Source organism: Paraburkholderia sp. SOS3, assembly GCF_001922345.1.
In the GTDB taxonomy this organism is placed as follows: Bacteria; Pseudomonadota; Gammaproteobacteria; order Burkholderiales; family Burkholderiaceae; genus Paraburkholderia.
In genome coordinates this window covers 360,237-375,189 of the sequence record NZ_CP018811.1, presented here as the reverse complement: position 1 = coordinate 375,189, position 14,953 = coordinate 360,237, and the positions used below count along the sequence as shown (strand labels likewise).

General features: G+C 58.0%; 14 protein-coding genes. 9 read left to right on the top strand and 5 right to left on the bottom strand.

Translation table 11 applies throughout. The features are described from left to right. Positions 1–138: 138 nt before the first annotated feature. The 8 genes from BTO02_RS01700 to BTO02_RS01655 all read left to right on the top strand — a co-directional run bounded on the left by BTO02_RS01700 (position 139) and on the right by BTO02_RS01655 (position 10,826). On the top strand, positions 139–1,566 hold the full coding sequence (locus BTO02_RS01700; protein ID WP_075155544.1) for a 3'-5' exonuclease: 1,428 nt from the start codon (positions 139–141) through the stop codon (positions 1,564–1,566). Next, positions 1,563–2,201: a DarT ssDNA thymidine ADP-ribosyltransferase family protein gene (locus tag BTO02_RS01695; RefSeq protein WP_075155543.1), complete on the top strand. Its 639-nt coding sequence runs from the start codon at positions 1,563–1,565 to the stop codon at positions 2,199–2,201. The genes BTO02_RS01700 and BTO02_RS01695 overlap by 4 nt, the downstream gene beginning before the upstream one ends. Further along, a complete protein-coding gene (locus tag BTO02_RS01690; RefSeq protein WP_075155542.1) occupies positions 2,198–3,883 on the top strand; it encodes an ADP-ribosylglycohydrolase family protein in 1,686 nt (561 codons plus the stop codon). The genes BTO02_RS01695 and BTO02_RS01690 overlap by 4 nt, the downstream gene beginning before the upstream one ends. A 2,574-nt stretch (positions 3,884–6,457) precedes the next feature. Next, on the top strand, positions 6,458–6,670 hold the full coding sequence (locus BTO02_RS01675; RefSeq protein ID WP_075155541.1) for a hypothetical protein: 213 nt from the start codon (positions 6,458–6,460) through the stop codon (positions 6,668–6,670). Position 6,671: 1 nt separating this feature from the next. Beyond that, a complete protein-coding gene (locus tag BTO02_RS01670) occupies positions 6,672–7,001 on the top strand; it encodes a hypothetical protein (RefSeq protein ID WP_075155540.1) in 330 nt (109 codons plus the stop codon). 9 nt (positions 7,002–7,010) lie between these two features. Then, the gene (gene traW / locus BTO02_RS01665; RefSeq protein ID WP_156883729.1) at positions 7,011–8,216 is read left to right on the top strand and encodes a conjugal transfer protein TraW; all 1,206 of its coding nucleotides are present in this window, start codon (positions 7,011–7,013) and stop codon (positions 8,214–8,216) included. A 4-nt stretch (positions 8,217–8,220) separates the two neighbouring features. Then, complete coding sequence (locus tag BTO02_RS01660; protein WP_075155538.1) at positions 8,221–8,535, top strand: hypothetical protein; 315 nt, start codon at positions 8,221–8,223, stop codon at positions 8,533–8,535. Further along, entirely contained in the window at positions 8,532–10,826 is a 2,295-nt protein-coding gene (locus BTO02_RS01655) for a DotA/TraY family protein (protein WP_232243422.1), read from the top strand. The genes BTO02_RS01660 and BTO02_RS01655 overlap by 4 nt, the downstream gene beginning before the upstream one ends. Before the next feature lie 36 nt (positions 10,827–10,862). Here the strand turns inward: BTO02_RS01655 and BTO02_RS01650 are convergent, their stop codons facing one another. Beyond that, positions 10,863–11,126 (bottom strand): hypothetical protein, encoded by a 264-nt coding sequence (locus BTO02_RS01650; protein ID WP_075155537.1) that lies wholly within the window; start codon positions 11,124–11,126, stop codon positions 10,863–10,865. Beyond that, complete coding sequence (locus BTO02_RS01645) at positions 11,123–11,368, bottom strand: hypothetical protein (RefSeq protein ID WP_075155536.1); 246 nt, start codon at positions 11,366–11,368, stop codon at positions 11,123–11,125. The genes BTO02_RS01650 and BTO02_RS01645 overlap by 4 nt, the downstream gene beginning before the upstream one ends. 596 nt (positions 11,369–11,964) lie before the next feature. Here BTO02_RS01645 and BTO02_RS01640 point away from each other — a divergent pair. Further along, on the top strand, positions 11,965–12,198 hold the full coding sequence (locus BTO02_RS01640) for a hypothetical protein (protein WP_075155535.1): 234 nt from the start codon (positions 11,965–11,967) through the stop codon (positions 12,196–12,198). Positions 12,199–13,062: 864 nt separating this feature from the next. Here BTO02_RS01640 and BTO02_RS35365 read toward each other — a convergent pair. From BTO02_RS35365 to BTO02_RS01625, 3 genes are all read right to left on the bottom strand, one after another. Next, entirely contained in the window at positions 13,063–13,188 is a 126-nt protein-coding gene (locus tag BTO02_RS35365; RefSeq protein WP_269667984.1) for a hypothetical protein, read from the bottom strand. 195 nt (positions 13,189–13,383) lie between these two features. Continuing rightward, a complete protein-coding gene (locus BTO02_RS01630) occupies positions 13,384–14,001 on the bottom strand; it encodes an ImmA/IrrE family metallo-endopeptidase (protein ID WP_232243421.1) in 618 nt (205 codons plus the stop codon). Continuing rightward, complete coding sequence (locus BTO02_RS01625; RefSeq protein WP_083614944.1) at positions 13,998–14,363, bottom strand: helix-turn-helix domain-containing protein; 366 nt, start codon at positions 14,361–14,363, stop codon at positions 13,998–14,000. Before BTO02_RS01625 ends, BTO02_RS01630 begins: the two co-directional genes overlap by 4 nt. Positions 14,364–14,953 lie beyond the last annotated feature (590 nt).

Sequence of the window (14,953 nt, the reverse complement as noted above, 5' to 3'; positions counted from 1 at the left end):
AACGCGGAGATGCCCCCAAAGCTGCCCCCCAACTTTGCTCCGCTGCCCGTAGCCCGCCGCACTTGGCTTTTCAGGCGTCTGGACGATTGGCCTTACAATTCCAGCTCGCAGGACAGAATCACAAAAAGCGAGAGACCAATGAGACCATTATCCGTACTAAAACCGACGCCTGAACAGCTCAGGCTCATCCTGTCGGCCAAGCCTGGAATCCGGATCGTCCGAGGCGCGGCCGGCAGCGGCAAGACCACCCACGCCATGTTGATGCTACGCATGGCGCTAGGGTATCTCCTCTCAGAAAAGAAGCGATCGAAGCGCGATACCCCGATCAGGGCTGTCGTCTTCACGTTCAACCGTACACTGGCGGCCTACATTACCGCATTCGTGAATGATGTGGTGGTCGCGGCGGGCGGCAGCGAAGCTGACGTGGATGTGACCGTAACGACCTTGTCGAAGTACGCATTGAACAGGTTGCCGAAGATCAATCCTAGCAACGTTATCAACGATGGCGACCAGGCTTCATGGGTTGTGCGCGCTGCTTTGAAGGCTGGGATTAAACTTGATCCCTCTTTCCTCGCAGGGGAAGTTCAGTACCTGCTGGGTCGGTTTCCGGCGGATAGTCTCGCCGACTATGTCAAGGCTGATCGAACAGGGCGTGGCGCGGCACCACGAGTTGACGAGAAGCTGCGGCTGCAGATTTTGAACGACGTGATCGCCCCGTACGTCAGCTACAAAAAGTCTACCCGGCGACTTGATTGGAACGACGTTGCACTGATGCTCTGCGAGGAAGAGCCGGAATCTATCGACATTCTTATCGCGGACGAGACGCAGGACTTCTCTGCGAACCAGCTTCGAGCGGTCATCCGTCAACTCGCGCAGCCGTCATATGCTGCGTTCGTCCTCGATACGGCACAGCGAATCTACTCACGGGGCTTTACGTGGCGCGAGGTCGGACTAGAAATTCGGCCGGAGAACGTTGTGACACTCGGTCGCAACTACCGCAACTCAAAAGAGATTGCGGTGTTCGCGGCGCAATTGCTGCACGGGACGAGGCTCGACGAAGACGGTACGCTGCCGTCTTCGACGGAGGCTACAGCGAATGGCCGGCTGCCGGTCGTCCTCGAAGGGCGTTACAGTGCCCAAGTCACGCAGGCATTGGCGTACATTGATGCAGAGGTCGATCTGGCCACTGAGACCGTTGGCTTCTTGCACGCAAAGGGTGGCGGATGGTTCGACTACCTTCGGGGAGCACTTGAAGGCGCAGGGCTCGACTTCGCCGAGCTGACGCGAGTGAACGAATGGCCGCCCGGCGACGAGGCCATTGCCCTGTCCACGATACATTCGGTGAAAGGGCTAGAGTTCGATCACGTCTTTATGCTTGGACTGAGCGATGAATGCTTCTCGCACGGCCAAGAAGATGAGGATGAGGAGTATCTACGCGCGCGCCGGCTTGTAGCAATGGGCATCACGCGTGCGCGAAAGACGGTGACGATCGGCTACAAAGCCGATAACCGGCCGAAGCTTGTTGAGCTTATGAAGCAGGGCACATTCACCCTGAAAAAAGTATGACAGTTGCCGACCGAATCGCAGCTCGTGGGATCACCGACCTCGTGCACTTCACGACGAACGTGGGTCTTATTGGAATCGTGTCGACGGGGAAGTTGCTCCCCAGATCAGCTCTTAGCGATGAACTCACCCTGGAGTACATCCTGCGGGTAAATTCGAAGTTTAGGCGTGACACAGCTTGGCTCGATCACGTCAACCTTTCGATAAGCAGGATCAATCATACGTTTTTCGAGCAATCTGAGGCATGGCACAACGACGTTTTCTGGGTGCTCCTTTCCTTCGACGCGGCCCTGATGACACACAACGGTGTTCATTTCACGACCACGAACAACATCTATCCAGCGTGCAGGCGCGGCGATGATCTGACTGCATTCGACGCGATGTTCGCCGATGAGGTCCCCGCGCGCTATTCACAGCGGATTCGCCGCACTCTGACGCACCCTATGGGGTGGACAACCTGTCCACAAGCGGAAGTGCTTTATCCTGGCGCGGTGTCGATAGAATATCTCAAGGCGATCTACGTCCGAACAGAGGATGAGGAGAACGTGGTGCACGCGATTCTCGCCGCCGTAGGCGAGCCCAATCTGCTTGTGATTCTCGACCCAAGCAAGTTTATTGCTGTTCAACAGCCGTCATGACCGACAAAATCATAGAAGCTATTCAGTGCTCGGCCCTATGGGCCGCTTACGGCGACGCGTTAGGTTTCATGACGGAACTTGCCGATCGCTCCCTAGTCCGCAGGCGTACCGGTGTGGATACAGTGATGAATTTGCGTCCGTGGAAGCGACGCATTGGCGGCCGCTTCGGGATTGAGGCGCCCTTGCCGGTGGGTGCGTACTCGGATGACACTCAGTTGAGGTTAGCGACAGCGAGAGCGATCCAAGGCGACGGACACTTTGACGTCGAGGCATTCTCCAAGGTGGAGTTGCCCGTCTGGTTGTCGTATGCGCTCGGTGCGGGCAGAGCTACCACGACGGCGGCCAGCAACCTCGCTCGGCGTGACACGCAATGGTTCGCAAACTTCTATGAAGAAAAGGGGCTGAGCTACGTTACGAGTGGTGGTAACGGCGCAGCTATGCGCATACAGCCCCATGTTTGGGCATCGCGATCGCCCTTAGTTCCGTCGAGCTATCTGGCAGAAGTCGTCAAGAACGCAATATGCACCCATGGTCATCCGAGAGCCGTCGCTGGAGCGGTATTTCATGCGGCTTGCCTAGGACGTGCAATGACTCGGCTCTCGCCGCTTTCCGCAAGTGATCTCGCGGAGGCAGTGGAGTGCGTTGGATATATTCCGTCCACCATTCGACGAGACAACTATCTAAGGGATTTCTGGCTACCTAGGTGGGAGGACGAAGCTAAACAGTCCGTCGACGAAGGCTATAAAGATGTCGTGCGCGAACTCGAACGACAGGTGGATCAGGCAACCACTTGGGTGTCACGCGCTCCGCTCGCTCCGTATGCCGAACTAGTGGAACTCCTCAAGCTCGACGATGCTTCGACTCGTGGGTCCGGTACTGCGACAGCGGTGGCTGCGTCGGCGATGTCTATCCTCCTGAACGATCGAAAGCCTGACGAAATCCTGTTCGAGATCGTCAACACGTTGGGTACGGACACCGACTCAATTGGAACTATGGCAGGGGCACTCATCGGAGCCGTAACTCAGGAGCCGCCTCCAGAGCAGCCACAAGACGCGGACTGGATAGTCCGCGACGCCCAGCGTTTGTTCGATATCTCTCGTCGAAAGACAGTTGGGTCATTTGGTTACCCTAGCTTGCTCGGTTGGGAGCCGCCGAGGAGCGCGCTCGATGCTGTCGCAACTGACGATGACACGTTAATCGTAGCGGCGCTCGGCAGGGCGACTCCGATTGATCCGCCTCTCGATGTCCCAAGTTCAAAGGGTGCCTATGGGTATCAATGGATCAAATTCGAATTCGGGCAAACAGCATTAGTCAAGAGACGCTTGTCGGGCGCAGAGCGGCAGCCTGCAACGCATCGACAAGGGGAGCTACTTGGACAAGTGTCGGACAGTCCTTCGACGCAGAGTGGAGAGCCTAAACACGCACCTGTGGAAAATGCGAGCGGCCCCGAGATAAAGCTTGCGCAGGAGAAAGGTAACGCAACAACGAACTCTGGCACGGCTCACAGCCTAGACGATCTCGACCTACTTACAACCGAGGCCATCCACTCTCATTTCGATAGTAGGATTATCGGGGAACACATTCGGGCCTTAGCCGACGGGCCGCATCCAGTGGATCGATCAATTGCGTACGTTGCGATTATCGCGAAAGCACTTGTGGCGCGACGACGGAGGACTGCATAAGTCGGCGCACGGTCGGCCGAATTCGATGTCTTAGTTCAAGGGTGATCCGGATACTAGGCCATGGTCAGTCGGAAGCATCAACACGGTGAGCGCGAACTGCTGAGTCGGTACGGGCGTGTTACGAGTTGGCACGCGAGTCTATCGGAGTGTGCCGAACGGCCTCGCGGTGTTCCTCCCAGGCGCGAAAGCCGCGCGTCGATTCAGTTGAAGGGGGAGTTCACTGAACCGGTGGGCGAAGTGACCCGGTTCTTGATCCAAGTCTCGTCGACAGACAAGCCGGATATAGGTAATACCGACCTGCCTACAGTTGGCGCATTCATATCGATCAATCCCGAATTGCAGGGAGTCGTCGATATGGCGGAGGGCCATTTTCAGGAGTTGCTAACTCTCGCCGCTTCAGGCCACCTGGCACGATGCTTCGTCGCATTCACCGTGCCGTTTGGTCGGTCCGCTAAGATCGTCAGTATTGACTTCAGTACACGCGCGCCCGACCACGAGCCCTAGCGGGTACCTCCCCTTCGACCCGCCGCAGGGTGGAACGGACTCGGTGATCTTGGTACTCGCTGCGGTCAGCCCGATTTATCGTGGGTCCGTCGGTATCAATCGACGTGTATCGCACTCGGACTCTACCGCAATCGCAGTCGCTTTCTTGGCACCCCTGCCAAACCAGCGCCAGGCGTTACCCGTGCGTGCGCCCTCTTCCGGCGAGTCCTAGATGCCCCGCCTTTCACGCCGAGCCCCTCCGAACGATCAAAAACGACGCAAATTTGACGCACTTTCCGTCGTCGCACACATCCGGCAGAAATCCGATAGTGCCAAACGACGCAAGTTTGCGTCGTTTTCACACGATCCAGCGGCCGAGTCTTGGGAGCAAAGTCAAACGACGCAACTTCGACGCATCCAGGTATGCGCGGTCTACACCTTTTCAAGTTACCCGTCATCGCGACCGCAGCATCTGGACGTGAACCAAGATATAGAGGAAAGCCGACTATTGCGGGATTCGATCTCACTCGGTATCTGAAGCCCTTTAGACACCTAATGGTCGTTACAGCTCACTGCAAGTGAAGCTGTAACGCGGCTATATGAAATATAGCCGCTACGTGATACCTCACCGTGTAACGAATCCCGAAGCAGCCAGAATACGATCGGGCAGCACGCAAAATTCATTCGAAAACTGATAGCCTTGAAACCGCAACTTCTCGATCACGCCAAGCCGACCACTCACCAACTGCCACCGAAAGGGAAGCCGGATCCACATCATGAAGGACCCACGTCAAACAGCCAGAAATCAAACCCGGACGAAGCCGACCATCGCTGCATACCTGGCGCGCGCCCATGGCCTCTTATGTCGGATTGCAGAAGAATTGGAGTTACCTGAGGATGCCTATCCGGCACCAAGCGATGTCGTTGCCTATATGAAGCGGCGCGCCAAAGACTGGAAGTGGGCGACTTTTCGGCAGTACCAAGCCAGCCTCGTTTGCAGATACGAGATCGAATTCGAGCGAAACCGAGATCCGCTGTTCCAGGAGACTGCAGAAGAGATCCGCAGCCTTCCGTGCGCCGATTGTCGGTCGAACCGCGAACCCGGTCACACGTCATCGCGCAAACGAAAAGGCATTCCCAAGCGCGACTACGATCTGCTGGTAGCAAACCTCGCCAATCCAGCCCGCGCTAGCGATTATTCGAAACGCGCCGCACTTTGGATAATGGCGGGACTCGCGACGGGGTTGCGTCCTTGCGAATGGGAAAACGCACAACTGTCCGAAGACGGCAGGACTCTCAACGTCCTGAACGCAAAAGCTACCAACGGCCGAGCGATTGGCATAAGCCGAGTGGTCCCCGTTAACGTCGATGACTTCCCAGTAGTCCGCGCTCACCTCGAGTCACTCCGAGAGCTTCTCGCTCGCGGGCTCGAGTATTCCGTGATTCAGAAGGGATGCACGCAAGCAATTCGCCGAACGTGCGCCGCTCTGTGGCCTAGCGACGCCAAGCGAACATACGCGCTCTACTCCGCTCGCCATCAATTTTCGGCGAACGCGAAGGCTATCGCGTCCGCAGAGGAGGTTGCCGCTCTCCTCGGCCATCGATCGATCCGCACTGCGCGCCGACACTATGCGCCGCGCCGCAGCGCTTGGTCTGAATTCAGGCAAGTCCAAACCGCAAAACCGACTGCGCAAATGCAAGCACCCGTCCGGCGATCAACGCCCCGGAACGGATAGTTGACGAAGAGCACTTGTGCGCATTCATCAACTCTCATTTCGCTGATATCAGGCGTTTTGGCTGCATGCATACGTCAGCCCACTTTGCCCTCCGCCTAAGTTTTGCGGTGGCGGACAGGATGCCTCTCGTGAGTCGACCTTGCATCTAACAACAGGGGAACTTCGGCAATTTCACAACGGACAGAAAAAAAATTGGCCGACATTGAACTATAGCGCAACCCGCCTATTGTCCGATTATCTGAAAGGGTGATAATTGATTATCTTTAATTAGAAAACCTTAAAAAAGTGGTGCGACGATCGGCTGGCACCGGCCGTCGCACCTAACCACCACGTCACCTGTACGAGAGGCTCCGCAATGGCTAATAGCATTCTAGCAAGTCACCCCCTGTCTTCCCTTTCGAGCGACAGCGAATTATCAATCGCGTTCGAGTTGAGCGATCCGTTTCATATGCCGCTCGATCGGCTCGAAAGCCTCATCGAGGAAACGGAACCCGGCACCGAAGAGCGCGGGTATCTATTTGGCCTTTTGGATATGCGCCGAGCCGTGGTCTACACGCGGGGGCGCTGACATGAGAAGAGTCATTTGCGCATGCCTGCTCGTTGCCGCGTCGGCGTCGGCCTTTGCCGACCAGCAGGGCGTTTCTGATGTGATCGCAGCCGCTCAGGCTGCGGCCGATGCTCACCACGCGGAAGTAATCGCGCAACTCAACGCCCATGACGACACGGCTATGGATCGTGTCGTGACGGTGTGTGACTGCATGAACGGGGTATCCGTCTACCGTCAAACGACGGTGCGGCAGTACCTGAACGAAGGCAAGGCCCTTGCCATGAAGGCAGGGGTGCTCGAAACGTTCGTGTCTGCGCCGACCGCGATGCGTCTGCTTTCAGCCTGCCACTGAGAAGCCACTATGAAGTTGAGAAAAACTGTCCTATGCGCTGCGCTGGCCGGCTCGACCATGCTTTCGACCAGCAGCGCCTATGCCGTGTGCGACGGGTGCGTGGTGAGCGCCGTCGAGCAATCGGCACTGACGCTCGGCAACATCATCCAGGCGCTCGGTACATCGTTCACGACGCTATTCAACGAGATTGACACCGATATTGCGGGCATTGGCACGAAGGTCTCGAACGCCGTTACGCAGGCGTCCGACTCGCAGCGCGAAATGGCGCTCGAAGTCCAGCGGCAGCAGGAAATGGATCAGGTTGCCCGCGAAACAGAGTTGCCGCTCGACCCGTGCGCCACGTCATCAAGCAACTACGCCTTGCAGGCTGTTCGCGGCGCGGCCTCGGCCTCTTCGTCGCTGCGTCCGGGTGGCTCACACGTCGGCTATACGCCACTCGACAAGGCGCTGAACTCCCCGGCCCCGTCTGTGGAGGCATCACGTCGCGCTTCGGCGAGCATCCACGCCGATAACTACTGCACGCCTCTGGAGTTGCAGCTTGGCTATCCGGGCTGCAAGCCTTCCACGATGCCCGACGCCGATGCGGACGTGGACACCGTTCTCATTGGCGCGGGGATGCCAGGAAAAAGCGCCGATCTGACGTTCACGCAGCAGCAACAGGACGCGGCACGCGCCTACGCGCGCATGTCAATCGACCCGCAACCGCCCGAGAGTATCAACAAGGCCGAGGCAGGGACCGAAACAGGCAAGCTGTATATCGCGATGCAGAAGGCTTACCAAGCCAACATGTCGAGCGCGATCAAGCCGATCAATGACCTGATTTCCTCACGACAACCGTTCAAAGGCAGCGACCAACTGATTCAGGACCTCAAGCAGTCGGACGCCGCCGCGCAGTATTTCAACGCGACCGCATCGAGCGTCGCCAAGAGCACCGGCACGATGAGTCTCGCCGAACTCGAAGATTTCGAGGCCGGCCGCCGTTGGCGTAACCCTTATTGGCAAATCGAGTTTGGTGCGATCGCCGACCCTACCAAGCTCATGCGGGAACTGCTGTTCACAACGGCTTTCCTGGCCGACCAGACGCACGAGCACGTCGAGTTGCAGCGGCAAGCGAATGTGCTGTTGGGGCAACTGCTCGCAGCCAATGAGCGCGGAACGGATCGCATCGCAATCGAAACGCAGCTACAGCGCGTGCGCACAACGAACGCGAGGTGATGCGATGGCGCGAACTATCAACGATGTATTCCGCGTGTTCGCGGCATTTCCGCGCGTCTTGCGCCGTCGCCGCGCACGTGGAGGGCTCACTCATGAGCAGTTCAAGGACGCTTGCCTGATCCTTCAGATTTGCGTCTTCGTGCATTGCTTCGTCCCCGCCTCGCTGTGGTGGGCGCGCAGCCACGACGACGACCCAATGAATTGGATGAACTGGCTCGGTGTCGCTATGGCCATCGCGTTGGTCGTCTTTTTCTGGTGGTTCCTCTTGAAACAAGCATACAAAGCGCTCGAAAACGCAGTGGCGAGGGAGATCCAATGATGAGCCGAAAGGAATTGAACAAAGACCTCAGTGGCCGTTGTTTGGCGCATGCTGGCCGCTACCTCCGCCAAGTCGTTTCAATCGATAAGGTCAAGCGGACCGCAGCAGCAGCATCGATCACGCTCATGTCGGCAACATCATTTGCTCAATCATCCGTGACGATCGGAGAAATCCAGAACGCCGCAAACCGAAGCGGCGACAAGTCGATGTCGCTGCTCGAGCTGGTTTACGGATCGATCGTACACAACCCGCTTGCAGCCGGTGGCGGCTCGGGCGGCGTGATTGCGCAACTGTTTCTCGTGCTGAACTCGTGCATGCTTGCGGTCGGTACAATTTGGGCCATGTATCATTTTGGCTCCGCGATGATCGCAACCGGACAGGACGGTGAGTTCATGGGACAGAAGAAGTCCTCGCCTTGGTTCATCATCCGCCTAGGCGTCGGCTTCTCGGGTCTGGTGCCGATCTTTGGCGGGTACTGTGGCGCGCAGATGGCGATGCTTTGGGGAACGATGGCCGGCGTGGGTATAGCCAACCTGTCGCTCGACACAGCCGTAGCCGTGCTCAACAGTGGCGGCTCGATGATCGCGACCCCTGCCGCGCCGCAAGCAACTACCTTGGCAAAAGCGCTTTTCGAAGCAAATCTGTGTGCGCAGGCCGCAAATACGGCAATCGCGAACATGCCAAACGACACAGGCGTGTCGGTCGATCCCGCGGAAAGCTTCGCCCCGTTCGCGACCGGCACGAAGATTGTCTTGATGAACCAGCGCGGCCTTTCCTGCGGTGGAGCGGAAATCGACATTGCGGCCCCGCCGTCGATCCCGCAATACGACGGCATGGCCGTTTATGCGAACGATCCGAACCTGGCATATTCGCAACTGCTTGCCGCGCACCAGAGCGCGCTCACGTCAATGCAATCAACGTTGGCCGCTGCCGCGCAGACCTATGTGTCTGCTATCAACGGGCAGGCTCTGCCCGCCGCCCCTGCGAACGCCATCAACCAAGCAGCGCTGCAATACCAAGCCACGATCACGAAGGCGATCGCAGACTCATCGAGTGGCATCAGTCAGCTCGCAAGCGTCATCCAGTCGAACCTTCAACGCGATGGTTGGATCATGATGGGCGCGTGGTACCAAACGTTCGCGCAGGCCAACTCGCAGCTCACGAGCCTCGCGAACGCGACGGCAACCGCTGTGCCGGGCACCGATCCCGATAACATGCCATACCCACAGGTATATCGGAAGGTCGTCGCGACCTATGCGCAGCAGAACCAGCAGGACGCATCGGTGACGACTTCGCAAGGTCCCGCCAACCTGTCGGGAAGCGGGATTACGGGCATGACCGACGCGAAGAGCATCCTCGGGAAGATCTTCGACGGCCAAGGCTGGATCAGGCGGGTGGTCAATTTGAACTCCGGCCAGGCACAGGGAGGCGCGACCAATCCGCTCATCGGCATGAAGAACCTCGGCGACTACATCCTTGATGCCGGGTGGACCGCACTTGCCGGATACATCGCGCTGGAAGGCCTAGCAGCGGCCAAGGAGACCACCGCCGGGAAGCTCGTGTCGACTGCAATGTCCGTCGCCACTTTTGGCCTCTCGGACGTCGTATCAAGCGCCGCTAGCGGTGCCCTGAAAGCGCTCGGTCCGTTCTTAGTCGTTATGCTCATCACGATGTTCTTCTTCGGCGCGATGCTGTCGGTCTATATTCCGATGCTGCCGTTCATAATCTGGTTTAGCGGAGTCGTGTCGTGGTACGCCGTCGTCGGTGAGTCGATGGTCGCGTCACCACTTTGGGCAATGACGCACCTCGATGGCGAAGGGGAAGGGTTGGGACAAAGGCCGACGCACGGCTACATCTTCCTGTTGAACGTCATGTTTCGGCCGGTCTTCATGGAAATCGGCTTCGTACTGGCAGCAGCGGGGATCGTGGTGCTTGGAACGCTGCTGAATTCTATGTTCGGCGTTGCTATGGCGAACGCCCAATATGACTCCACGACCGGCGTCGTGAGCATCATCGGCTACATCGTCCTTTACGTCGGTATGTGCCAAACGCTGTGCAACAACACGTTCAGCCTCATCCATATCGTGCCCGACCAAGTGTTCTCCTGGGTTGGCGGGCAAATGGCGTCGCGGATGCCCGAACTGGAAGACCGTGTGAACCGTTTGTTCGGAACAGGCGTCGGCCAAGGGGGCAGCACTGCACGCAGCCAAGTGCCCTCTGCATTTGGAAGAGGGAGTCCCGACAGCCCTCCCAAATCACCCGCGGACATCGGTGGTCGAGACAACGCATAGCAACTGTATCCCGTCTTGGCTGGCCGTCCGTTCGACCTATGCCGTGCGCCGATCGCCGAACACCACGGCGTCGAACTGCTCATCGAACAAGCGTTGCCTGTTCTGTTGAACCGTCAAGAAATGGGACGGGGCGACCTTCGTCAGTTCGCGGATCGCGATTTCTTTGAGCGCTTTATGGCCTGCAAGGTTGGCTTGGGCAACCAGAAGCTGTTGCTCCAGTTTCTTCGCATAGGCTTTCCAGTCCTGCGCGTTCCGTTCAGACGCAAACGCCCTACCGAGGGCGGCTCCATTGTCGATCATTCCTCGGCCTTTTCCGATTTGACGTGACGTTTCAATATATCGGGAAGCCGGCGACCCTCGCAAGCGCCATCTTCGCGCAACGCGTCATCGCTGCCGCCGACAATCCGGCCTGTCTTCCGATCGAGATAAACAGGCCGGATACCGTGCGCCTCCAGATCGCGCACAGCTTCAGCGACGGCTTCATTGGCTCGCTTCAGAAACTCGGGGCTCCGCATATAGCGGCCTAGTTTGTCGGCTGGCATGGCGTGTTCTCCTTTTTTGCAAGCATACGCCGGCTTCCCGGAGCCTCGAAAGTGTTGATTTCACCTCCCGCGCTGCGCAGGCGCGACCAAATAACCTCACGGTTGCGCACAGGCCGATGAACATCCCGTCCATGTCGGCACAATCACCTCGCATGCGCCTTTTTCACGCCGACTGTGGCCAAGCCGGAACCGCTACACTGCGGTGCATGCGACACTTCGGGGCAAAAATGGACATTCGACCTCTGCACACTGAAGATGACTATCGTGCGGCGCTGGTGGAAGTGTCCGCACTGGTCGATCATGACCCAGTAACCCGGCACGCAGGAAGTCGACAGGTCGGAGATACTGAACATTCTCGTTGAGCATTATCGGGACTCGATGGAGACGGCCCACATGCTGCGCTCTCCGGCTAACGCTGAGCTTCTGGCGGGTTCTGTTGCGCAGTTGCGAGCGGGCGGCCGTGACTTGGGCGCATCGCCGCACTTGGCGACGCCAACATACGCCACGCAGATCGATAAAAACGAAACTTGTCGGTCGGTTGTGCGCCCGGCCCCCGCTACACTGGCAATCGTCACCCTTACAGCGACGGTCATCCTATGAGCACCAAGGCATCAATCAAATATCACCACGGCGAGGCCGGGGAGCCGTCCTGGCATCTTTATGCGGAAGCCTTCGAGAAAGACGACGTCGTCTATCTCGAACTGGAAGGCGTGCTAGCCGACGTAATAATGATCGACAGCGCATGGACAAAGGCGGGCACGGTGCTTCTGCGCTTGCCAACCACCACGGCCAAGCAGCTTGGGCTACTGCCGCCTGGCGATCCGGCATAACAGGTGTTATCAGTCGATCCCGCTATAACCATCTTCTCGACGGTAGATCCCTTGCTCGACGCGAGGCGATTAGCGCGACCAGATAACCTCGCCTCCAAATGCCGTCAGCCGGGTCACGCGTCGGCGCCTGTAGTAGTTCCCGCGAGTAGGCTTGGCCAGACGTTGCAACTGGCGACCATGTACAACGTTATGTTTATGACGATGGTGCGTCGTAATCTGACATAAGCGCTGTTATGTCTGGTACTGCTACGCGTGTTGCACCGTTGATTACCTCGGTCCAGCGATGGACCTTTGACCAGGCTTCGTGTTTGATTTGTTTTTGGCAGCCTTGCCAAAAGTATGACGGCGTTTCGCTCGGTGACCGTTCTCAATACAACGGAAACGAGCCGGTCGCCGCCTCGCTGAAGCATGCGTTAAGCGACCGCTGTTCCGGCAGCCATGGAAAGCGTCCGGCGAGCGCTCGGACGCTCGCCGACGCAGCCTTCTGTGCGTTATGCCCTAGGCGGGAAGAAGAGGCAAACGCCCGGAGCTTGTCCTGTCGCGCGACAGGCGGCGCTGTTATCCCACATGCCTTGTGCTGCACCGCCGATGAAGAAGCCCAGCGCAGCAACAAGGACACAGATTACGCCAACCCGCTCACGGGGCGGGTCGTTCCGGCGTAGCCATGCTTCGATGCGTCGAAGCATGAAAACGAGGAGGTAAAGGGCTACTGCGGCGACTGGGGCTAGCAGCGTCAAGGTTCCGATAGAAAAATGAAACATTCAAGTACTCGATTATGTTGGGAAAGCTATGGGTCATCTCGCGATATCCCGCAGATAACCTGCGGCGCCCGAGTTGAAGACTCGGGGCCGCAGGACGGTCGTCTTACTTCTGTTTCTTGTTACGCAGGACGATCCGGAACGGTTGGCCATTGGGACGACGAATTACTCGTCCCTTGACCGTGATGGTCATCCGGTAGATGACCTGCTCATCGTTGTCGCTCTTGGGCATGTTTGGCTCCACAAGGGCGATCCCAGCATCGAACTTGACGTTTGACAATCACTTAATGTGTGACTATCATGCAGGTCGCTACAACCAAGCAGTCAAGATGCATTGCTCATGGGATCAATTGAGCGCAGCATTTTCCCAAGAGGGTCTTGAGCGTTCGCAGCGCTCGCGGCCCTTATCTTTTCCCGTTATCTCATATCAAATCTCGTTGTCGAATAGCCCTTGTTCCCTTGGTTGTTCGATCAAGCCGCGTTTGGCAAGGCTTTCAATGCGGTAACCTGCCGCTTGGGCACTCGTACCACACATCTGAGCTAGCTCGTGCGCCGATCGCGCTGCGCGGCAGACTTCAATTGGCATCATCACCGCTGCCGTCAGTGCCTTCGCCTGCCACTCCGAATCCTCGTAGAACTTGTGCTGCCCCAAAATTGCACCCCGGTGAAGGGTAACGGCATGACGCAGAACGATGTGAGACAGTTCGTGGATCACAGTGCTGCGTGAAAACGGAGAGTCGTCAAACAGGCCCTCATAGACGTCCTCTCGCAGCACCACGATGTTTCGCTCCGGGATAGTGAACGCCGCGCAATCTTGCAGCTCGTCAACTTCAACGTACATATAGTTAAAGCGTGCCTTCGGCAGAGTTGTCTCAAGCACGCGCAGGCAATCGATCGCTTCGCCAGACCGGCCCCGTCCGTTCAGCTTCGGTAGGAGCGGACGTAGGTCGTCGGCAACGCTTTCCAACTTTTCGTAGCTCATCGGCGCGACCTTCATTCCCGAAGGGGTGCGGGCGCCGCGCGATGCGTTTCCAAGTGTCGTCATTTGCGCCTCGATTTCTTTTCGATCCAGTCTTGAATTTCGGGTGTCGGCACTCCGCCTTCCTGTAAGCGGCGCGCAAAAGCAGCAACCAGTCCACGCGCATCGGGCGACAAGCTTTCCAATGCTACAAAGTCCTTCGATTGCTCGGCTGCTTCGCGTATCTTCTCCAGCTCAGCCGGGCTCGCCTTGTCGCTGAAGAACGCCAACGCTCCGTCAATGTGCTTCTGCGACAGCCTTCGTTCGCCATATTCAATACCGCTCAGATACGAAGAACTGATACCCATCGCCTCCGCCATCGACTTCAGCGATGCGTCATGCCGCATCCGAAGGTGGCGAACCGCTTCGCCAAACGGTGTAAGTTTCATGGCAGCTCCTCATGGACGTGACCCGTCTTTGTAGATAACAGAATTGTACATGTTTTCACAAATTTGTGAAGAGATTTCTTTTTTTGCGTAGCAACAAGCACTGCACGGCCGTGTGGGGCAAGTATGAAAAGAGCGCGGGCAGAGAAGGAGCTGGCAAGAAGCTGGGGATCGGACGAGCGCGCCGCGCATATGTCACCACCCCGCAGTGCACCCGTTTGCTCGTGCAACTGGTGCGCTGCGGGAACCACACACATTCGACGATCGAATGTCTTCCCTTCTCTCCGCCCATCGGCTGAGGTTATGTGGTCGCGCCTTGGCTTGGAGCGCACCATCTTCAACGCCACCGGCCGCCCGTCCCATTAGGTCAGGCCGAGAACCCGCCGATGTGCGGAGACAGTCGTCGATCTCGCGCCCGCCCGTGGACGGGAGCACTGCCCACACCACAAGGGTGTGGACAGCGCCGGCTTGGGAGCCGGCGTGCTGCACCCGCCCACCGGCTCCCCGCGACCGTTGCCTTCGGCCTGACGCGCCGCAATGCGGCTTGCCCTAGCGAGAAGGTCTGCCGACCATGGGCCCCTCTCTGCAAGCCC